We start from the raw sequence: 20,724 nt of genomic DNA on the forward strand, positions 1-20,724 counted from the left end.
GCGTACATGCAGAATGAAATTACAGCTGTTCTTTTCGTGCAGCTATTTCCTTATGATGGAATCGGGCTACACAAAAAATTTAAGGATGCTGTTTATGGCAAATACCAGCCAGCAGAATCCAAGTAGATTTGAATTAACTTTGTGCCAATCAGAACCAATTTCAACTAAATTGCTGTTCTGCCAACATTGTAACCTAATGGACCTTGAATCCATTACTTATTACAGCACATGAAGACAAGACCAAGAGTAGTAGTCGGCCTCTCCGGAGGGGTCGATAGTTCCGTTGCCGCTCAGCTACTTATCGAGCAAGGCTACGAAGTCATCGGGATGTTCATGAAGAACTGGCACGATGAATCAGTCACCATATCCAATGACTGTCCATGGATGGAAGATTCCACTGATGCGATGCTTGTGGCAGATAAATTAGGAATTCCTTTTCAAGCCATAGATCTAAGTGAAGAATACAAGGATAGAATTGTAGACTATATGTTTGCTGAATACAAAGCTGGCAGAACTCCCAATCCAGATATTCTTTGCAACAGAGAGATCAAATTTGATATTTTCCTGAAAGCTGCTGAAAAGCTAAAGGCAGATTTTGTAGCCACTGGTCATTATTGCCAGAAAGGCGAAACTCTAGGCGCGGATGGAAAAAAAACCTACAAATTGCTTGCTGGAGCAGATCCAAACAAGGATCAGAGTTATTTCCTGTGCCAATTGAATCAAAGTCAGTTGAGCAGGGCGCTTTTCCCAATCGGTCATATGCAAAAGCCCGATGTGCGAATAAAAGCGAAAGAAATGGATCTCATCACTGCCGATAAAAAGGACAGTCAAGGACTATGCTTCATTGGAAAAGTACGATTACCTGACTTTCTTCAGCAGCAGTTGAAGCCGAAAAAAGGTAAAATCATCCAAATACCGGAAGAGCTTCCTATCTATCAAAACCATCAAATTCCTGCGGGGCTCGCTCCAGAAGATTACGATCAGGAGACTTTAGATTCCATTTCTCTTCCTATCCATTATTCTCAAAATGAGGGAAAAGTATTGGGGGAGCATAATGGTGCGCATTATTTCACTGTTGGTCAACGAAAAGGACTTCATGTCGGAGGCACGGGAAAACCATTATTTGTGATCTCTACCGATACTACGGAAAATGTGATTTATACAGGCTTGGGAGAGACACATCCTGGGCTACTTCGTGACGGACTATTTGTCAAAAACGAAGAGATTCACTGGATTCGAGAAGACCTGAAACTTAATGTTGGAGAAACTGCAAGGTATCAAGCTCGTATTCGATACCGACAACCCCTTAGTGGAGCTACGCTGATCCAGAAAGAAAATGGCTTGTATGTCATCTTCGACCAACCTCAAAAAGGCGTGGCTTCGGGACAGTTCGTAGCTTGGTATGATGGTGAGGAATGCATCGGGTCGGGTACTATCTTCTAAAGATATCGGGCTTTCTGATTATAAGAACATATCAGAATTTATCTTACAATGACCAAAGTAGCGGTCATCGCAGTCTTTATCAAAAGCTTGAGTTGGGATTTGAGAATTGATCGTCGCACTGTGACAGTATCTAATCAATGTGTTCTCCGAATAAACCTTGTTTGGTGAACTTTCCGGACCCGTTTGAAATCGGTGCTTAAAAACATTTTTAGAAAATAATTTATAAACTTTGTAAGGAATCAGCTGAGTCATGGTCTAAAGCATAAAACAACAAAAGCCATGAAAAAATCACTGATTCTTTACTTCCTCCTTTTCGGATTAGTCACTTATTCTTTTGCCCAAACCTCCTTCGAAACGAAAGTCTCCGGCTCTGGGCCTATAATTATTTTGATCCCGGGATTGGCATCTTCGGGAGATGTATGGCAAGAAACAGTAGCGGAGCTTAGCAAAACCAACGAATGTCACATACTTACATTACCTGGCTTTGCTGGCCAGCCAGCTACCGATCTGAGCGCTGGATTTCTCTCAGAAATAAAAACTGAGATTGCAAAATACATCCAGCAACTCGACCAACCGGTTTCGCTGATCGGTCATAGTCTGGGAGGATTTTTATCTCTTCAGTTGGCAAATGAGTATCCTGATCTAATTTCAAAAGCAGTAATAGTGGACTCCTACCCTTTCTATTCCGCAGCTATTAATCCTACGTCCACCGTGGAGATGATGAAGCCAATGGCAAAGCAGATGAAGATTACGATAGAAAATCTAAGTGCCGAGGATTTTGAAAAACAACAAATGGCCAGCATGCCTATAATGACTGCGACGGAGTCACGAATTCCTGAGTTAGTAGAATGGTCAATGAAAAGTGACCAGGGAACGGTTAGCCAAGCTATTTATGAGTTGATGACGACAGATTACAGACCAAATCTCAAGAGTTTAGAAACTCCAATTCTCGTATTAGGTGCTTGGTATTCGGGTAAAGATTACGGGATGACCGCTGAATCTGTCAAAGATAATTTTGAATTGCAGTATCAACTTGCAGAAAACGTGCAGATCAAAATGGCTCCTACGGCACACCACTTCATCATGTGGGACAATCCAGAATGGTTTATGACTCAAATCCAGAACTTTGTCAAATGAAGCAAAGTAAGGAAATCGAGTTCGAACGCCTTTACAAATCCCACAAGGACAAGATCTTCCGTCTTTGCTTGGGTTTCATAAAGGACAGAGAACTGGCTAATGACCTTTTCCAGGAGATTTTGATAAAACTATGGAAGCATCTGGACAGCTTTCGAAGTGAAAGTGACATCAGTACCTGGATCTATAGAGTCGCATACAATACTGCCATTACCTTCTCGGCGAAAGAAAAGAAACAGCCAGCGAAAGCTGATCTTCCAAGTGGGATGGATCTCGCTGAGCCTGAAAATATAAGTCAGGAACAGGAAGTACAGCTTCAAAAACTCTACGAAGCCATCAATTCACTAGCTGAAACTGACCGTATCATTGCCATGCTACTCTTAGAAAATACGCCATACAAAACAATCGCTGAGGTGACTGGCATCTCCGAAAACTATGTGGCCGTGAAAGTCAACCGTATCAAAACCTCACTCACTCAAATGCTCAATCCCGATGGAAAATAATTTCGAAGACATGCAGAAACTCTGGCAGGCACAAAAACCTGTGGAATTTGACCTAACCTCTTTAGTGGCTGGGCTGAAAAAAACGGAGATAAAACAGCGCCGAGAGCAGCTATTCATGTTGATCATCACGCCGCTGACGATTGGATTTCTCTTTTGGTCTATGCCATGGAGAGAAAATCGCGGCATCGAAATCAGCTTGTACATCATCGCCTTTGCCATGATCTGGGTGTTGGGCATGGCGATTCGATCCAAAGTAACTAATAGTGACTCCAGTGAGCGGTTTAGCAATGAGGAATACCTGAAGACTCAAATCGCCAAATTGAGCTATCGCTACCAAATCGCCAAAAAGTATATGTATGGGTACACCTTTCTGCTTTTGCTGGCGCTCAACATTTCTTATTATATTTTGCTCGAACCATTGAGTACGATCACCCGGGTAGGCATCCACCTCGCTTTGACTCTTTCCCTAACTGGTTTTATGCATTGGCAAATACGAAGAAAAGTAAAAAAATACGATCTGGAACTGAAGCCGATGATCGAGCAGATGAAAGCGATGCTAGATCAAAAACCCGAATCGTGAAGTGTGGTAAAGATTGATGACTACTACTATTCATAATTGCAACTAGGTCTGGAGTGTTGCTAAATTTTAACCACGATTCAAGTCACTGAGCTTTTTCTCATATCCATTTCTAAAAAGTGGAATTTCATTCCACGAAAAGGGGAAGACATTCACATCGGGAAATTGATAAAATGACCCTAATGCGCTCGCATAGGCGAATTATTCCATGGCATAGATCTGGGATAAAATGAATCAAATAATTAATTCACTAACCAACTAACAAAATGGATAACTCAAATTATTCCCAAATCAGTTGCTCGAATGCTGTTTCACGCAATGTAAAAACTGCAAGAGATGAATCAGTCGGGTCTATCAAAGATATCATGATCAATACCTCTACAGGTGAAGTTGATTATGTTGTAATAAAGGTGGATGAAGGATTTCTGAACCTAGGTTCAAAGCTTCTGGCTTTACCGTTCGAATCCTTCGAATTTAACCCTCATCAGGAAGATGTGATCATCGTTAAGGAAATCAAAGAGACATTGGAAAATGCTCCTGGATTTGACAATGATAACTGGCCATCTGGTCCGCAAGCAGAATTCATCCACAGGATGAGGACCTATTATAGTGAGGAATCACGCAGTCTTTATGGACGCTACGATCACCAAAATAAATCTTATTTCAGTGAAGATGATCGATTTGATGATACGGACTCAAGCCGGATTCGAGATAAAGAATCTGGTGACGGATTTCTAGAAACAGACCATCGGGGAGAACGGCAGTCAGATCGTCGAAGAGGTGGAGATCCAATTTTATAATTCTGATCCCTGCAAATCCCAGAAGGCTAATCCAGAATTGGGTTAGCCTTTTTTCGTTAGGCAACTAATTTTGCCCTTTTTTAGAGATTACTCTACCTGACAAAATTGGTAGTCACTACTAGCCTTTGCGCTTCCTTCGTGCGCTTTGTGTCTAATACTAATAAAAACATTTATTCAAGTCTGTCTTGGACCTATTTCATTGCAGTCTTCACACTCCTATGAGCCCAGGCCTGTGATGACTTAGACCACGAACCTTAATTCCTAAGATTACAAATCCTGAATGGGCTAAACAAAAGCTGCAGCGACCTCTGCGTTTTTTCTTTATGTCCTTTGCGGTAAAAAATGCTCAATTTTCAATTTTCAAATTCAATGTTCAAGGAGGTCTTCACACTTCTATGAGCCGAGGCCTGTGAGGAGTTAGACCACGAACAATAATTCCTAAGATTACAAATCCTGAATGAGCTAAACAAAAGCTGCTGCGTCCTCTGCGTTTTTTCTTTGTATCCTTTGCGGTAAAAAATGCTGCCAAAATAAAAAAGCCCTATTTTCACCTTTCAGAAAACACTCCCTTCTCAGATGCAAAAACGCGCTTTCCTCAAATCCCTTGGCCTTCTTGCCGGATCACTTCCTATACTTTCGTTTGATTCTGCCAGTTCATCTTTTGATCCTAAAACACTTTTGCCGAAGGCCATCAAAAAAGGTGATACGGTAGGATTAATTTCTCCCTCTGCAGCAACGTCGGACAGGATGCAATTCACATATGCCAAAGAGACTTTGGAAGCTTTAGGTTTTGAAGTGAAACTTGGGAAAAACCTAATGAACCGAAGAGGGCATCTAGCTGGAACTGATGAAGAACGTGCTGCTGATCTCAATGCAATGTTTGCTAACAAAGACGTGAAAGCAATAGTGAGCATCCGCGGCGGTTCGGGCGCTGCGAGGATTTTGCCATTGATTGATTACAAGGCAATTTCCAAAAACCCTAAGCCGCTCCTTGGATATTCTGACATCACAGCTTTGCACTGTGCAATTCAAGCTCAAACAGGCCTAATCACTTTCCATGGCCCTATGGGCACTGGAAGTTGGAATAGCTTTAATGTGGAACAATTCGAAAAGGTTTTCTTTAGTCAGGAAAAAGTCATCTATGAGAATATTCATGATGAAAGTGATGAATTAGTGGTCAAATCAAACCGAATTCAAACCCTTAAAAGCGGTAAAGCAGAAGGGAAAATTCTTGGTGGAAATCTGACCGTTTTGACTGCGATTTCGGGTTCACCATACTACCCTGATTTCAAAGACGCCATACTTTTCATCGAGGATGTGGGAGAAGATCCATACAAAATGGATCGCATGATGAGTACGTTAAAGCTAAATGGCACGCTGGGTCAAATCAAAGGTTTTATCTTCGGGCAATGCTCAGAATGTGAGCCTGGAGGAGGATACGGTTCGCTGACATTGGATCAAATTCTTGACGATTACATTTTGCCATTGAATATTCCCGCCTACTCTGGCGCGATGATCGGTCATATCTCAAAACAATTTATTATTCCTGTAGGCGCGAAAGTTGCTATGGATGCTGACAAAGGAACCATTTCACTTCTTGGTTCAGTATTTCAATAGTCAACACAATCTATGAAAGTCTTCTATTTACCTCTGATCCTTTTTGGGATTCTTTCCTGAAATGGCGCAAAGAATATGCTTCCAGATGATTCTGATTCACCAATGATTGAAATTCCAACCAACAACTCCGACCAACTCACCTATTTAGCACTTGGCGACAGCTATACCATCGGCGAAGGTGTCAGTGATTCAGGACGGTATCCTAACCAGCTGGTTGCTAAACTGAATTCTGAAACTGAAAAAATCTGGAGCACTCCGAAGGTGATTGCACAAACAGGCTGGACTGTAGAGGAATTGGAAAAAGGAATAAATAGAGCCGCGATTGAAGGAGAAACTTACGATTTGGTGACTCTTTCAATTGGCGTAAATAATCAATACCGAGGCCTACCTATATCTAAATTCAATGAAGAATTTGAAAATATGCTTCTACAGGCAATTAGCTTTGCGGCTGCGAATACGAATCATGTGGTGGTTTTGTCCATTCCAGACTGGGGAGTGACTCCTTTTGCTGCGAAAAGTGAACGAAATAAAAGTAAGATTGCCGATGAAATCGATGCTTATAATCGTTTAAAATCTAAAATCTGCGAAAAGCATGGAGTTACTTACATTGACATCACCGCACAATACAGGAGTTTTGGCACCCAACCAGATATGCTTGCTGCCGACGGATTGCATCCGAGTGCAAAAATGTACGGTCTTTGGGCTGAAAAGCTGTTTGAAAAAGTTCAATTGATAAATTACTAAATGTGATTATACGGAATCTTGCCAGTAGAAAATTTATAGGATCGAAAATTCAAAGACAACTTGAATTTTGGTTTACTTCGGTCTTCGGTCATCGGTCTTCCAGCCCATTGACCGAAGAGAATTTGCTTACTGGCAGAAAAGCGTACATACAGATTACTAAATCATAAAAACCTTTCTATTTCTAATAAGACGTAGATTAGTAGACTAATTAATATGAAGATTATTTGCATTGGCCGCAATTATGCGGCTCATATAGAGGAATTGAAAAACGAGACTCCCGGAAATCCGGTGGTTTTTCTAAAACCAGACACTGCACTTCTGAAAGATGGAGCTCCGTTTTTCTATCCCGATTTCTCGAAAAATATTCACTACGAAGCTGAGCTGGTTCTGAAGATTTCAAAACAAGGTAAGTACATACAGAAGCAATTTGCGCATCGTTACTTTGATGAAATCGGCTTTGGAATAGACTTCACTGCACGTGATCTACAGGATCAATGCAAAGCAAAAGGATTACCATGGGAGATCGCCAAAGGTTTCAACGGCGCTGCTCCCATAGGAGGATTCATATCCGTGGATGAGTTTGAAGATTTGAAAAACATAGATTTTCATTTGACTATCAATGGTGAGACTCGCCAAAAAGGCAATACTTCGTTGATGCTTTTTGACTTTGGTACGATCATAGAATACGTGTCTCAATTTTTTATGCTAAAAACAGGAGATCTCATCTACACTGGCACCCCGGCGGGAGTTGGTCCGGTGCAGATCGGAGATCAATTAGAAGGATTTATAGGAACAAAAAAGTTATTGGATTTTGAGATTAAGTAAGCTACGCTACACCCTATTATTTCTTGGAATGATCACTACGCTTGAGCTGAATGCCCAGGAAGTGGATAAAGGTTATTTTATTAATCCGATTAATCCCGGAACCAGAAATTATCTGGCGGGAAATTTTGCCGAATTGAGACCAAATCACTTCCACACAGGATTGGATTTCAAAACCGGAGGTCAGGAAGGTCTTCCTATTTTGGCAGCGGCAGATGGCTGGGTACACCGGATCAAAATCTCTTCTTTTGGCTATGGCAATGTCATTTACCTGAAGCATCCGAATGGAAAAATCACACTTTACGGTCACTTGCGAAGTTTCAACAAGGAGCTGAATGACTACATGCGCAAGAAAATGTATGAAGCTAAAGCCAATGAGTTGGAAGTATATCCTGAACCTGGTGAATTACCTGTAAAGCAAGGCCAAAAGATAGCAGATAGCGGAAATACCGGCGGCTCGGGTGGGCCGCACTTGCATTTTGAGATTCGCGATAGTTTGGATCGGGCGATGGATCCTCTCCTATTTGGATTCTCCGATATAGTAGACAATACCGCACCTGTTCCTCAGAGCATAGCAATCGTACCGCTGGATATAGATTCCCGCGTGAATGGAAAATTCGCTAGACTGGAAGTTACTCCTGTGGCAAGTGGATCAAATTATCGCCTGCCAAATGATATCAAAATCACTGGAAAAGTAGGAATTGAAATTCGTAGTTACGATCAATTGGATGGGGCCAGCAACAGAAATGGCTTTCCCAATTTTGAGCTTGCAGATGAAAAAGGCACTGTATTCAACTTAACCGTGGACAAGGTTGATTTCAACTATTCTAGACAATTTCTTCAGCATACGCATCAAAATAGCTATTCCAAACTCTATTATCAGAAGAACTTAAAGTTTGAATTTTTCACCCCGAAATCTGAAACTTCCGGTCATTTGGAACTGGAACCTGGTGTGAAAAAGCCATTCAAACTGAAACTTCGCGATGCTTATGGCAATGAGCGGCAGATCAGTTTTACCCTCCAAGGTCAGGATCTGGAAACGAATATAAATGACGGGGTTGCTCCTTCCCGAGCATCACTGGATTACATCAACAACATCTTAAAAATCAAAGCACCAATCTCTCCGAAAGGCGGTTTGGCTAAGTTTTACGTGGGAGCTAATGCTTTTGAAATGCTTCCTGCCTATCAGGATGCAAATAGCCGCACCTACCTCTGGGACATGGAATTTGGGATTCCCGAGGAAATTGACATTTGTACTGAGGTGATTATTCCAGGTATCAACGCCTTGATTCCTGCTGGAAAAGAAATTTTCTATTCCGACAAAAACGTACAAATGAATTTCAATCACGATACTGTTTTGGATGATTTATTTTTGAGAGTTTCTCAGTCTGGATCTTCCTCTTCCCCGCGCTTGATTGTAAATAGTAATCGAGAATATCTTTGGAATGCGGTGAATATTCTTTGGAATTTGCCAGGCTTTTCTGGAAACAAAGAGCGTTCTCATGCTTATTATACTTCCGGTGGTTCCAAATCCTTTTTGGGAGGAACATGGAATGGTGACACATTGAATTTCGGATCCCGGTATTTGGGAGAGATTTCCATTTTACAAGACAATACCAAGCCCACAATCAAAATAATCAAAGTCAATTCATCGGAAATGCGCTTTGTGATTCGGGACGATTTATCAGGTATTGACAGCTATGAAGCATATGTAAATGGCAAATGGGTGCTGATGAGATATGAGTATAAGCAGGCCGTAATCTGGTCTGAAAAACTCACAAATGAACTCTTCAAGGGAGAAGTTTTATTAAAAGTTACCGATAAAGCTGGCAATACTGCTGAATGGAAAGGAACGATTGGCTAAATTAGCCCGCTTAAACAGAAAGATATGACATTAAATGTAGGGCAATTAGCCCCAGACTTCGAAGCAAAAATTGAAACTGGCGAGACAATTAAGCTTTCTGATTACCGGGGTCAAAAAGTAGTTCTTTACTTTTATCCAAAGGACAATACTCCCGGATGTACTGCACAGGCTTGCAATCTGAGAGACAACTACGCTGATTTGCAAAAGGCAGGCTATATAGTCTTTGGAATCAGTTCAGATGCAGAAAAGTCGCATGTAAAATTCAAAGAAAAGCAAGCGCTTCCTTTTTCTCTGATCGCTGACACCGACCTGAAAGTCCACGAAGCTTTTGGCACGTGGCAGGAAAAAAACACCTTTGGCAAAACCTATATGGGAACTGTCCGAACCACTTTTGTAATCGATGAAGAAGGGAAAATCTCTGAAATAATCGAAAAAGTAAACACAAAAGATCATACAGCTCAAATCCTAAATTAAACCTATCCGTAATGGAAAAACAATCAATCGAACAACTCGAAAATACCGCTTTACAGGTACGACGAGACATTCTCCGCATGGTTCATGGGGTTCAATCCGGTCATCCAGGAGCATCTCTTGGTTGTACAGAGTTCTTCGTAGCTCTTTACTTCAACCGATTGAATCATAATTCTAATTTCAAAATGGAAGGAAAAGGTGAAGACCTGTTTTTCCTTTCCAATGGTCATATCTCACCAGTTTGGTACAGTGTATTGTCCAGATCAGGATATTTTCCTCCTAAAGAAATGGATACCTTCAGAAAGCTGAATTCCAGACTACAAGGCCACCCTGCTACTGAAGAAGGACTTCCGGGAATCAGAATTGCTTCGGGTTCTCTAGGACAAGGCATGTCTGTAGCGATCGGCGCCGCCCAAGCAAAGAAGATCGATGGTGATGACAGCACCGTCTACGTCTTGATGGGCGATGGTGAGCAAGAAGAAGGTCAAATCTGGGAAGCGGCAATGTATGCTGCCCACTGGAAAGTGGATAATTTGATAGCAACTATTGATCTCAACAGACAGCAGATCGATGGTCCCACGAAAGAAATTATGAATTTGATCGATTTGAGAGCAAAATATGAGTCTTTCGGATGGGAAGTCGTAGATACGCTTCAAGGGAATGACATGAAGTCTGTACTAGAAGGTCTTGAAAAAGCTAAAAACCTGACTCGTGAAGGCAAGCCTGTAATGAATCTCCTTCATACGGAAATGGGCTATGGCGTTAATTTCATGGTGGGAACGCACAAATGGCATGGTATCGCTCCTAGTGACGAGCAATTGGAAGACGCTTTGGGACAATTACCGGAAACAATCGGTGATTTTTAATTAAAGCTATTTTTAGACCATTCAACGAAAAGAAAACATGGAAAAGACATTGGATTTAAAATTCAACTATACAGAAAAAAAAGACACACGTTCAGGATTTGGTGACGGCTTCCTAGAAGCTGGCCGTAGAAATCCAAACGTAGTTGGGCTTTGTGCTGATTTGATTGGTTCTCTCAAAATGGGAGCTTTTCAAAAAGAGTTTCCTGAAAGATTCTTCCAAACCGGTATCGCGGAAGCAAATATGATGGGCATCGCCGCAGGTATGACCATCAATGGTAAAATTCCTTACACAGGTACTTTTGCAAACTTCTCTACTGGTCGTGTGTACGATCAGATCCGTCAGTCTATTGCCTATTCGGGCAAAAACGTAAAGATCTGTGCTTCCCACGCAGGCTTGACGCTAGGAGAAGATGGTGCTACACACCAGATCCTAGAAGATCTAGGTATGATGAAAATGCTTCCACACATGACTGTGATCAATCCTTGTGATTACAATCAAACGAAAGCTGCTACTATTGCAATTGCTGAATACGAAGGGCCTGTGTACTTAAGATTTGGTCGTCCGTCTTGGCCTATTTTCACCGATCCAGCTCAGAAGTTTGAGATCGGAAAAGCATGGAAAATGATCGAAGGAACTGATGTGACTATCTTCGCAACTGGTCACCTGGTATGGGAAGCTGTAGTTGCTGAAGCGATCTTAAGAAGTGAAGGTATTTCCGCTGAGGTGATCAATATTCACACAATCAAGCCACTGGATGAAGAAGCAATTCTTGATTCTGTCGCTAAAACAGGCTGTGCAGTCTCCGCCGAAGAACACCAATACAATGGTGGCCTAGGTGATAGCGTAGCACAAACTTTGGCAAGAAACAATCCAGCTCCAATGGAGTATGTGGGTGTAGATGACAGCTTCGGTGAGTCAGGTACTCCTACTCAGTTGCTTGAGAAATACGGCTTGAACGCAGCAAATATTGTAGCCGCTGCTAAGAAAGTATTGGCAAGGAAGTAATAATAAAATAGGGTTTATTCCTAGGTGTATAAAACGACTAATTTAAAGGCTTAGCAAGTCACTTTGCTAAGCCTTTATTTTTTAAACAATATGTGCTTGCATATGGTATTATCCATTGCATTGTGAATGGCATTCTTGAAGTTTGGCTTTTGACTCTTGGTTACCAATAAGCATTGAAATCTATTTCAAAATATTTTGGCAAGACAATTGAAATACATTTCTTTGAGCAAGAATTAACTGCAATTAAACGCAGCTAATTGCCATTCGTTACACATCATCCTACTTCCGCCTATCTGAATGATTAAGCTTACTGAAGCTATTAGTATCCAAAAACTCACTGCAAAAGACCAGCCTGAGCTTATTGAATTGATGCGAGAAATTTATACTCCATCCTACAAGCATATCTGGTCAGACTCAGGTGAATGGTATTTGGAACAAATGTATAATCCTGAGACTTTCCAAAAAGATCTGGATGATCCTAAAAGCCATTATTATTTTGTGCTTTACGATAGTTGGAAAATCGGTATTCTAAAGTATAGCTATCCCGAATCTCCTGAGTTGGTTGACTTTCCAAACTCATTAAAGTTGCATCGTATTTACATTGGCAAAGAATATCAAGGCAAGGGAATCGCTGCTAAACTTATGAAAATGATTGAGTCTAAAGCGAGAGAACGAAGTCTTACTTACATATGGCTGGAAGTCATGGACACACAATTACAAGCACAACGCTTCTATCGAAAAATGGGTTTTGAGTGGCTTTTCACCTATCATTTAGACTACAAAAAGTTGCTTCCAAAATATCGGGGAATCCAGATTTTAAGGAAAAGTTTGAAGTGATATTTAGGCAGGGAATTTCTGCCGAAAAGGGCACTTATAATTCAAACATATTTATCCACAACTCTTCATTTTCCCACCAACTAAAACAGCATAATCATTCTGATCTCGACTTTTGGCCATAATCCTATTTCCAAAATTCCACCGTAATCACTTATTTTTAAGAAAATGCATTAATGCTAAAATCCGCACTCTATTCTATATTGGCGATAATTATCGTTTCCATCATCCTGTTTTTCGCAAAAGAAACAACGGAAGCAAAGTCTCCTCAAGTAGCTGACCTTACCAACTTTAGCGCACTCCTCAAACCCAGTGATGCTGACGAAGATGAATTAGTCGGTGTATATTTTATGCCTTCTTGGAATACTTCACCTGATCCAGCTGTAGATCGCGATAGTTTTTGGTCTTGCCTCACCGGTCAGGTGGATTGTTCCAGCTTACAAAATCCCGGAATTTGGGGACCAAAAGGAAGAATTTATAACTCAAAGTATTCTTATGAAGGTCCGTACCTAGACCGAAAGCCTATCAAAGAATTGAAAGGATTTTATAAGCGAGATGATCCAGAAGTTATCAAAAAGCAACTTGAGTACATGAAAAGCTACGGCATTGACTTCTTTGCTTACAATTGGTTTTATGGACGGCATTATTATTACCATCTAGACTACGGCCCTCAGTCCAAAATGTATTACCCAAAAGGCTGGCAAACAGATAAAAATCGCAGTGGCCGAGTTGCGGTGCCTGGTATGGTAGAATGGGGAGACCAGCTAAAGGTAATGCTTGAAGTAAATGCTAGTCTGCCAAAAGAAAAGCAAATGAAATGGGCTCTCAATTGGTGCGACGACAGCAATGAGCGCTGGATGCTTTGGCTCAAAGTCGGAGCTCCTGAGGAGATTGCTCGTGAAGCTAACTACGAAGGTGAGAAGCCTGATAAAGAACTATACCTAAAAGTCCATGAGAAAATCACTCAGCTTTGGATCGATGAATACTTCAGTCGTGGAGATTATCTAAAGGAAAAAGACGGTCGCCCACTTGTGTATTTCTATTTTCCACAGGACGCAGAATCCCGGGCAGCTTACTACGATTTGAAACTGAAGGATCTACTGGACCTTTCTCAGCAAACAGCCAAAAAAGCAGGTTTGCCTGGAATTAAATTTATCGCAGTGACTGCCGGGCCAATGCTTGAAAACGAACGGGTTTATGGCCTCCCTAACTTTTGGAAACCCAATAATCCACAAAAACCTTGGGAAGGTGGAACATATCTAAAGAAACAACTTCTTCAAGAATATGTCCCAAGGCTGAAAAGCATGGGATTCGAAGGCATGACAGGCTATGTGTATCATAACTTCATGAACAAGGACAATAAGTCTTTTGAAGATATGCGAGAGACCTATAAAGGTCATTGGAACATGTGGAGCGAGAAATTCAAAAATGATCCGGATTTCGAATATCAAGTTCCTACAGCAATGGGCTGGGACATGAGACCAGCTGGCGGCACTTGGCCTCAGCCATCAGGTATCCCAAGTGAACCTCAAAAAGATCGTGTGCACAGTGATAAGAACTCTTTCACAGCTATGCTCAAAGATGCTCAGCAGACTTCAAAAAAATATCGTTCCAGCAACGGAAACACGGTAATGATCTGCTGCTGGAACGAATATCTGGAAGGTAACTATATCGAACCTACCGAAGGTCATGGATTCGATTATTTGGAGGCTATTCAGAGTGTATTTGGGAACTGAGGAGGTTAAAGAGCCTCCTTTAATTCTTTTTTGATCGCCATAATTTTATCGCTTAAATCTTTTGCCCTTTTATTCCCAACTTTCCCTAAGACAGTTCCTATAATCTCAAAATGCTCTAGTTCGGCCACTTTTTGTCCTCTATTTCCAGCAAGCTCCCAAAGCTTTAAATATGCAGTGGTGATCACTTTTATTTTGGCATCTTCTTCTTTAGGTTTAATATTTTCCATGAGGAATTGAGTCAGAAGTATGTTTGCTTGGTGAGCCATCTTCCAATAATCATCCGAAGTATCGCTAGTTTCATCTAAAATCTTTTGAATTCCATTCTTAGCATCCAAATCAATTGATTTGTCCCCTTTTTTCCCTTCCTGCAAAATCTGAATCTGTGCAAGTGTCAACCAATTAGTAAGTGGATAGGCATCTGTGTTTTTAGACAATATACTTGCTTCCTTATAGGCATTGATAGAGTGCGCAAGCGCGTCCATTATATCGCTAGTAGCAGAATCTCTCAAGATATGCAACTTTCGCTTGTATGCACTTCCTATCAAACTCCATCTTTCCGTACTTTCTCCGAAATGCCTTCTAAGCCCGTCAAGATCGGTGATCACTTTATCGATCAATTTCACTGCCTCTTTCAAATCTATTTTTCCATTGGCAAATTTCTGTAAAGAAAGTTTGGCTAGCGTATTATTATACCTCTCGAAACTCCTGATGGTAAATTCTGATTTTTTGGATTTCATCAATTTCTCATAGCAGTCACAAGATTTCTCATATTCCTGCAATCCAGAATAAATGCTGGCAGATAGCTCCTGAATCTTATCAGTGAGCATATTTCTACTTTGCATTTTCTCTAAGATTTCGTCGATTCTAGTGAGTATTTTCTCATGGTTATACTCATTGGCAGACATGGACTCGAATGTGTTCTGCAATTCAATTTCTACTTCTTCACACACCAATAACTCATCCTCATTTCCTCTCCAAACGCCAACTTCTGTCAGTTTGTAAAAAGGATCTCCATAGCATTGAAAAGCTCCCCATGTATTCGTTCTGCGGCCATATTCCTTGTAGATTTCTTTCCTAGCCCTCTTTACTGCTTCACCAAATCCCAATCCATCAAACATATTCTCGTAGAATTGTCGAGAAAACTCCAGCGCAGCTGCATCGTCTACTGCCCAACCTGCCACGATCACTGCCCTAGCCCCATTGTTGATCAGCTGAGTACCGATATTTGCTGCAAATTTATTTCTATACTGGCTTCTCTCTTCTGAATCCCTATCCATCAATCCGAGGTAGCAGCAGTTCACAAAGACCAGTTCTGCCGAAGAACTCATCCCTGCTATCTGCGCGGGTGTCAGAAAGGTGTCATTGCCGATCACCATTCCAGTAGAGCGGTTTGGGCCGTACTTGAAGACACCATGACCTGCGAGATGGATGATTTTATGATTTCTGGAAAAAAGCTTGAGGATAATATCCGAAGCTGAACTACTAATCAAACTCTGAATCTGATAATCATTTTTCCTGAGAATGCCGGCCACAGTCTCTGCTTCACGCTTAGCGCCGGGAAGCTGTGGCATATACTTATCAAGCATCGGGTCTCCTACGACTAACGCTGTTTTAGCCGTTACTCGTGCTAATTTTTGGCGGTATTCCATAGTCGTCAACTGACGAATCATACCCGTATGAACACATAGCGGTACGGCATCCACATCTTCTTGGATCATTTCCCAAGGATATTCTGCTGAAGCCAAATCCAATATCCAAGAGACGTTATTGAGTCTCTTCACCTCCTCCTTGAATTGATATGGAATCAAGAGCTCAAACATCGTTTTGGCTATCTCGGGAGAATATTGATTTTCTTTGGTCATTCTTTTCAGCAAGACTTCAAGTGTCTTGTCATTTGCAGGCATATGCTCCACTTTTTCACTTGCTCCGTTTGAAGCGATAGACATACGTATTACTTCTTCAAACTCATCCGTATCTCTCAATTTCATTTCATGACAAACACTCACTCTTGTCCACCAGTCATTTGAATTGTCATAGGGAATTCTCCAAAGTCTTCCCAGCTTATAGTTAAGCCCTTTCTCTTTGAACACCACATTAAATTCCTTGCTATCGTCCACTTCCAATCGCTGAATGGTTTTCAAAATAGCCAATGCTTTATCATTGAAGATCTCAACAATTTCTACTTCCTCTATCCCTTTAATCTTCCCTTTGTAAATTGAATGTATATTTCTATTGGCCTGCTGAATACCCAAAATAATAGCTCGGACTGAACTTTCTGTAGCTAATCCGCCGAACGCATTTGCGATGGCAATCACCGAAATCCCATTAGTAGCGGGGGTTTTCTCCTTAAGGAGAGCGTCACTGCTGTTCATATCTTTTTTGATAGTCAGGTACCTTGCGACTCCTTTCTCAATTGAATTCATCAGGGCAAATCCTGATAATTCCCCAGGCACACCCAAGCCTACGATTACAGCTCCTTTAAAAGTTGTATTGGAAAAATTTTCATTTAATACAATCTGATTGGTACCTATATCACCTGGGTACAAGCCTAAGCTATGCAACCTAGCCAATTCACCACCTAGCTGACGGTCAATTGCAAGTTCTGTAGTAAGTATCGCATCAAACTTGAAATGCCCCGCAAGCACTGGAAATTTGGCATATTTCAAATCTCCATGACTCACCGAAATAAGCACAGGCTTTTCTTCCTGCCATTTCTCCTCCTGCTCTTCCAATCCCAAAATGGTATTCAAAACATTCTCTTCGCTGATATCAAAAATCTCAGTCTCTGTTGGTGCAAAATCTTTCTCTTCTCCACGCGTTTTTGGCAGACTATTTTGTAGCCTTTTGGTACTTCCATATACAAGCAACTCCTCTATGGCAGCAAAAAGGTTCTTCTCCTTAGAAAGACTTCCATGTGTCACATTTGCATAGTACACATGATTCTTGTCATGGATACCTTTTGGGATTCCAGACATCCAGGTAACACTTTCGTCTCCGGCATTGGTAGCAGAGAATATTAATTCCCCATTCTCTATAATAAGGTTAGAGACGGTAAAACTATTCTTTCCGCTTTGTCCAGCTATATAGGTGATGTTTGAATAATCTATTTTATCTACGTTCTCCAAAACCGTCTTTTGATGCTCACCGAATTCTTTCAAAACCTTCACTGAAGGTATAGGCCAGGAATCATCGCCAGAGGCAGCACGCATTCTTTCCCATAATCTCCTGTCAGAGAAATCATGAAGACTCGTATTGTTGCTCATGGGAAGGAGATTTAGAATTCCAGGGAAATTGCAGAATACTGCCAAAAGCTCCTTGGTAGAATGCATGATGTCTATTTTTCCCAGCAACTTAATGAGGCTATCCTTGCCAAAAAGCACGTATGGAATACGATAAGATCCGCCAAGAGGCGCGCCTAATAACACAGCTCTGAAACCAATGGAATTATTGAGATTTTGCCATGTCTTCTGATGATAGACGATAAAGTCTCGAACCAATACTCCGCCCATACTGTGAGCTACAATTTTGATGGGTTGGTTTTTGCTGAGTAATTCTTGGATTTTGGTATCCAATAGCGCTGCACTCTCTTTCAGCGAAATTCTCCAATCAAATTGAAAAGTGACTATATCGTAGGTCTGAGCAAGCTTTTCTCCAAGATTTCCATAGGAAGTTTTGATCAAGGAATGAGCGGAAAGACTGCTTTTTACGTCAGCATCATAGGCTAGCCCTTCCAATTCTCCTCTGACGAAGCGCCAATAATTGATCCAAAGCAATTCATCTTTATGTCCTACTTTTTCTGCGTCCCCAATATTCGATCCCATGATACCAGGAATCACAATAGCTATCGGGCGCTGACCAGAAACATCGTCCCTCTTATATGCCCCGGATTCTATTCCGGCTATTCCTCTACTACTATTTATTAATTTCAATTCAAAATCTTGAAGAACATCGCCATCTTCAGCTGAAAGGCTAGCTAACACCGCCTTTAATGTATCAGGATTTGAAAAATACTTGAAGTGATTAATAGCACCGCTTTTCTCGATACTCACAAACACTTTCCCAGAAGTACGTCTAGCGCCCCAAGTCATACTTTCAGTATCTACTACCAGGTCATTTTTCCTCATAAAGAAAAACTTACCTAGTATCACCACGAGGGTCTTAAAATCCAAACTCAGTTCACTACTTCCGCCAACAACATAAAGAGGGAAATCAACCTTAATAGCTGAATCTTGGTAATTCAGCGCTTTGATAAATGGTGAATTGGGGTTCATCGCTTCCAATCCAGGCAATACATCTACATCGTCTTTACATGCTACCGCTTCCATTATAAACTCCTTGAAAGCAATAAAAATTGGATTGCCTATTTGACCTACTGCCAATCCAGCCAAATTGAAAGTGACGTTCAGAAAAATATTCAGGCGATTGGAAGCTAGTGTAGTTCCATTAGCTGGACATGCCACACGTACCATAGACCTAATTGTGATTTTTTTGGCTTTAAGTAGATCACTTATATCCTCGATAGCTTTCATATCGGCCTCTCTTTCATGACGAGCTAAGAGTGACTTTTCTATATCATCAAATCCCTCTGAACTAGTTGAAAATCTAGCAAGTACATCGGCTAATAACCCACCTCTAGAGTGGCTTAATAGATCCAAAATAATACCGGATGGAAGTTCTTTGATTAATTGAAATATATTTTGTAGCGGACTTGATGTTAGCGTTCTATGTTGAAATGTGAGCAAATGATCTACACCGTACCCTTTTATAAATTTCTTCCACGCCTCGGATTCCTTGAGTTCCCCAAATGAACCTAAACTTGAAGAACCTGTGCCGTGCAGCAGAAGTAAATAACGACTTGTAACAGCTAAATCCGCCTCGCCTTTATCGTTGAACTTAAGGCTGCTTAGTTCAATATCCGGTGAACAAGCTGCCAACACACCATACTTTACCTCTTTGAAGTTTTCACCAGTGAAAGCCAACTGCTTATCTTCTAGGTTTTTTGCCATTTCAATCATCTTGGGCTTGATGATTTTCTTTTTCACAAAAACCTTCACCAGCTTGATGGCTACCTTTTTAAAGACTCCCCTTTGCAGCTCATCTGATTCTAATTCGTTGGGAAGAAAGAGTTCATCTCCATCTGCTGAGCGCTTTACCTCCTGAGGAAAAAGTGTGGTGATCGATTCATTATCTCCCATCCAAACTGTATCATCTTCAAATTCAAACTCGACGATTCTATCATCACTGATTTCTAGAATCTGCTCGGGCACATCCCCTCTGGTAGGGCTTTCCACAGTATATGCTTGATCAAATTTATAGAGGTCAAACCCACTGTCATCTCCAGTGTGGAACGAAGAATGATTGTGTCCTTTAAGCTTAATTTTCAAAGTAGCCATAAGTAAAAATTTTTAGTTAATGGTAAAATTTCCTTTCAAAAATTGAAGGCAATACTTGCTATACACATAGCATATTTTGCCCGATTGGTAAGTTAGAGATGAGAAAAAATCATCCCGGAATTTTCAAAAATTGATTGAAAGTCTAGACTAATTCACACGACAATTCAATCTGAAAACTCTCTACAAATTAAAATTTATTAGGCAATAAAAAATTATTAACACCAAATAATCTGATACTTAAAGAATATTCAAAGTAATGAGAGTAGGTTTTGGGGTATCAGGTTTGATAACTCAAGTGGGCAATATCTTCAAGTAAATAAGAAACAGGTTTAACCTCGTTTGGCTTGGCTGGGATGGTAGAAGGTTCCTCTTTTCCCATGGTTTGCATCTATGGCTATTAGATGGTTTAATCATGTTGGGATCATTATTTTTAAAAAATAAATTTCATTATCCGCGTATGTTATAAACGCAGTCAAACCATGAATATCCCCGTAAGAAATGTAGGGAAAGGAAGGTAGAAAATAATCCAAATGATGGCGAAGCTGTCGAACTTATAAGGATTCATATTGTATAAAATGTGTATCCGCATGAATGCAGGTACACCGTAATAATATCTGGTTTTTGCATTAGAAAATCCCCCTAGCCCCCTTCAAGAAAGGGGGAATTGCCAAATTTGCACTTCAAACATTTATTCCAAGGACCTACGTGCAGATAAGAGGATACTCATATTGAATTAAGATTAAAACTAAAAGAAACCTTCGGTGTTGGAAGTTTTTAATGTAAGGTCTCAGCAGTAATTAATCCCTATTAGAGAATGATACCATGCCCCAAAACAAAATCTCCCCATAGAATCAATTCTAAGGAGAGATTTATTTACTAAAATGATTATCCGCTTTGTTGCCAGTAGGCGTAGA

Annotated in this window: 15 protein-coding genes; 14 read left to right on the forward strand and 1 reads right to left on the reverse strand. The window is 40.8% G+C overall.

The window, feature by feature from the left end:
- Positions 1 to 228: 228 nt before the first annotated feature.
- The 14 genes from mnmA to BVH04_RS22750 all read left to right on the forward strand — a co-directional run bounded on the left by mnmA (position 229) and on the right by BVH04_RS22750 (position 14,417).
- Positions 229 to 1,443: a tRNA 2-thiouridine(34) synthase MnmA gene (mnmA, locus tag BVH04_RS22680; RefSeq protein WP_086543751.1), complete on the forward strand. Its 1,215-nt coding sequence runs from the start codon at positions 229 to 231 to the stop codon at positions 1,441 to 1,443.
- Positions 1,444 to 1,722: 279 nt separating this feature from the next.
- Positions 1,723 to 2,580 carry an alpha/beta fold hydrolase gene (locus BVH04_RS22690; RefSeq protein WP_086543753.1) on the forward strand — a complete coding sequence of 286 codons (858 nt, stop codon included), beginning with the start codon at positions 1,723 to 1,725 and terminating at the stop codon, positions 2,578 to 2,580.
- A complete protein-coding gene (locus tag BVH04_RS22695) occupies positions 2,577 to 3,080 on the forward strand; it encodes an RNA polymerase sigma factor (RefSeq protein WP_169714493.1) in 504 nt (167 codons plus the stop codon). The genes BVH04_RS22690 and BVH04_RS22695 overlap by 4 nt, the downstream gene beginning before the upstream one ends.
- Entirely contained in the window at positions 3,070 to 3,660 is a 591-nt protein-coding gene (locus BVH04_RS22700) for a hypothetical protein (RefSeq protein WP_140160648.1), read from the forward strand. The genes BVH04_RS22695 and BVH04_RS22700 overlap by 11 nt, the downstream gene beginning before the upstream one ends.
- 263 nt (positions 3,661 to 3,923) lie before the next feature.
- Complete coding sequence (locus BVH04_RS22705; protein ID WP_086543755.1) at positions 3,924 to 4,457, forward strand: PRC-barrel domain-containing protein; 534 nt, start codon at positions 3,924 to 3,926, stop codon at positions 4,455 to 4,457.
- A 576-nt stretch (positions 4,458 to 5,033) separates the two neighbouring features.
- Positions 5,034 to 6,074 carry a S66 peptidase family protein gene (locus tag BVH04_RS22710; protein ID WP_086543756.1) on the forward strand — a complete coding sequence of 347 codons (1,041 nt, stop codon included), beginning with the start codon at positions 5,034 to 5,036 and terminating at the stop codon, positions 6,072 to 6,074.
- A 102-nt stretch (positions 6,075 to 6,176) separates the two neighbouring features.
- Positions 6,177 to 6,818, forward strand: a complete 642-nt coding sequence (locus tag BVH04_RS22715; RefSeq protein WP_086543776.1) for an SGNH/GDSL hydrolase family protein — start codon at positions 6,177 to 6,179, stop codon at positions 6,816 to 6,818.
- Positions 6,819 to 7,031: 213 nt separating this feature from the next.
- On the forward strand, positions 7,032 to 7,643 hold the full coding sequence (locus BVH04_RS22720) for a fumarylacetoacetate hydrolase family protein (RefSeq protein ID WP_086543757.1): 612 nt from the start codon (positions 7,032 to 7,034) through the stop codon (positions 7,641 to 7,643).
- Positions 7,630 to 9,504 (forward strand): M23 family metallopeptidase, encoded by a 1,875-nt coding sequence (locus tag BVH04_RS22725; protein ID WP_240511029.1) that lies wholly within the window; start codon positions 7,630 to 7,632, stop codon positions 9,502 to 9,504. Before BVH04_RS22720 ends, BVH04_RS22725 begins: the two co-directional genes overlap by 14 nt.
- Positions 9,505 to 9,528: 24 nt before the next feature.
- Positions 9,529 to 9,978 (forward strand): thioredoxin-dependent thiol peroxidase, encoded by a 450-nt coding sequence (bcp, locus tag BVH04_RS22730; protein WP_086543759.1) that lies wholly within the window; start codon positions 9,529 to 9,531, stop codon positions 9,976 to 9,978.
- An 11-nt stretch (positions 9,979 to 9,989) separates the two neighbouring features.
- Positions 9,990 to 10,841, forward strand: a complete 852-nt coding sequence (locus tag BVH04_RS22735; RefSeq protein WP_086543760.1) for a transketolase — start codon at positions 9,990 to 9,992, stop codon at positions 10,839 to 10,841.
- Positions 10,842 to 10,878: 37 nt separating this feature from the next.
- The gene (locus BVH04_RS22740; protein WP_086543761.1) at positions 10,879 to 11,847 is read left to right on the forward strand and encodes a transketolase family protein; all 969 of its coding nucleotides are present in this window, start codon (positions 10,879 to 10,881) and stop codon (positions 11,845 to 11,847) included.
- Between the two features lie 297 nt (positions 11,848 to 12,144).
- Positions 12,145 to 12,684 carry a GNAT family N-acetyltransferase gene (locus tag BVH04_RS22745; RefSeq protein ID WP_086543762.1) on the forward strand — a complete coding sequence of 180 codons (540 nt, stop codon included), beginning with the start codon at positions 12,145 to 12,147 and terminating at the stop codon, positions 12,682 to 12,684.
- 173 nt (positions 12,685 to 12,857) lie between these two features.
- Positions 12,858 to 14,417, forward strand: a complete 1,560-nt coding sequence (locus BVH04_RS22750; protein ID WP_086543763.1) for a glycoside hydrolase family 99-like domain-containing protein — start codon at positions 12,858 to 12,860, stop codon at positions 14,415 to 14,417.
- A 5-nt stretch (positions 14,418 to 14,422) separates the two neighbouring features.
- On the opposite strand, the gene BVH04_RS22755 is transcribed toward BVH04_RS22750, so the two are convergent.
- Positions 14,423 to 19,810: a CHAT domain-containing protein gene (locus BVH04_RS22755; RefSeq protein ID WP_086543764.1), complete on the reverse strand. Its 5,388-nt coding sequence runs from the start codon at positions 19,808 to 19,810 to the stop codon at positions 14,423 to 14,425.
- Positions 19,811 to 20,724 lie beyond the last annotated feature (914 nt).

The sequence above is a fragment of the Algoriphagus antarcticus genome (assembly GCF_002150685.1).
In the GTDB taxonomy this organism is placed as follows: domain Bacteria; phylum Bacteroidota; class Bacteroidia; order Cytophagales; family Cyclobacteriaceae; genus Algoriphagus; species Algoriphagus antarcticus.

Bases quoted from the DNA above. Each gene is read 5' to 3' on its own strand.
- mnmA (WP_086543751.1), top strand. From the start codon at position 229: ATGAAGACAAGACCAAGAGTAGTAGTCGGCCTCTCCGGAGGGGTCGAT.
- BVH04_RS22690 (WP_086543753.1), top strand. From the start codon at position 1,723: ATGAAAAAATCACTGATTCTTTACTTCCTCCTTTTCGGATTAGTCACT.
- BVH04_RS22695 (WP_169714493.1), top strand. From the start codon at position 2,577: ATGAAGCAAAGTAAGGAAATCGAGTTCGAACGCCTTTACAAATCCCAC.
- BVH04_RS22700 (WP_140160648.1), top strand. From the start codon at position 3,070: ATGGAAAATAATTTCGAAGACATGCAGAAACTCTGGCAGGCACAAAAA.
- BVH04_RS22705 (WP_086543755.1), top strand. From the start codon at position 3,924: ATGGATAACTCAAATTATTCCCAAATCAGTTGCTCGAATGCTGTTTCA.
- BVH04_RS22710 (WP_086543756.1), top strand. From the start codon at position 5,034: ATGCAAAAACGCGCTTTCCTCAAATCCCTTGGCCTTCTTGCCGGATCA.
- BVH04_RS22715 (WP_086543776.1), top strand. From the start codon at position 6,177: ATGATTGAAATTCCAACCAACAACTCCGACCAACTCACCTATTTAGCA.
- BVH04_RS22720 (WP_086543757.1), top strand. From the start codon at position 7,032: ATGAAGATTATTTGCATTGGCCGCAATTATGCGGCTCATATAGAGGAA.
- bcp (WP_086543759.1), top strand. From the start codon at position 9,529: ATGACATTAAATGTAGGGCAATTAGCCCCAGACTTCGAAGCAAAAATT.
- BVH04_RS22735 (WP_086543760.1), top strand. From the start codon at position 9,990: ATGGAAAAACAATCAATCGAACAACTCGAAAATACCGCTTTACAGGTA.
- BVH04_RS22740 (WP_086543761.1), top strand. From the start codon at position 10,879: ATGGAAAAGACATTGGATTTAAAATTCAACTATACAGAAAAAAAAGAC.
- BVH04_RS22745 (WP_086543762.1), top strand. From the start codon at position 12,145: ATGATTAAGCTTACTGAAGCTATTAGTATCCAAAAACTCACTGCAAAA.
- BVH04_RS22750 (WP_086543763.1), top strand. From the start codon at position 12,858: ATGCTAAAATCCGCACTCTATTCTATATTGGCGATAATTATCGTTTCC.
- BVH04_RS22755 (WP_086543764.1), bottom strand. From the start codon at position 19,810: ATGGCTACTTTGAAAATTAAGCTTAAAGGACACAATCATTCTTCGTTC.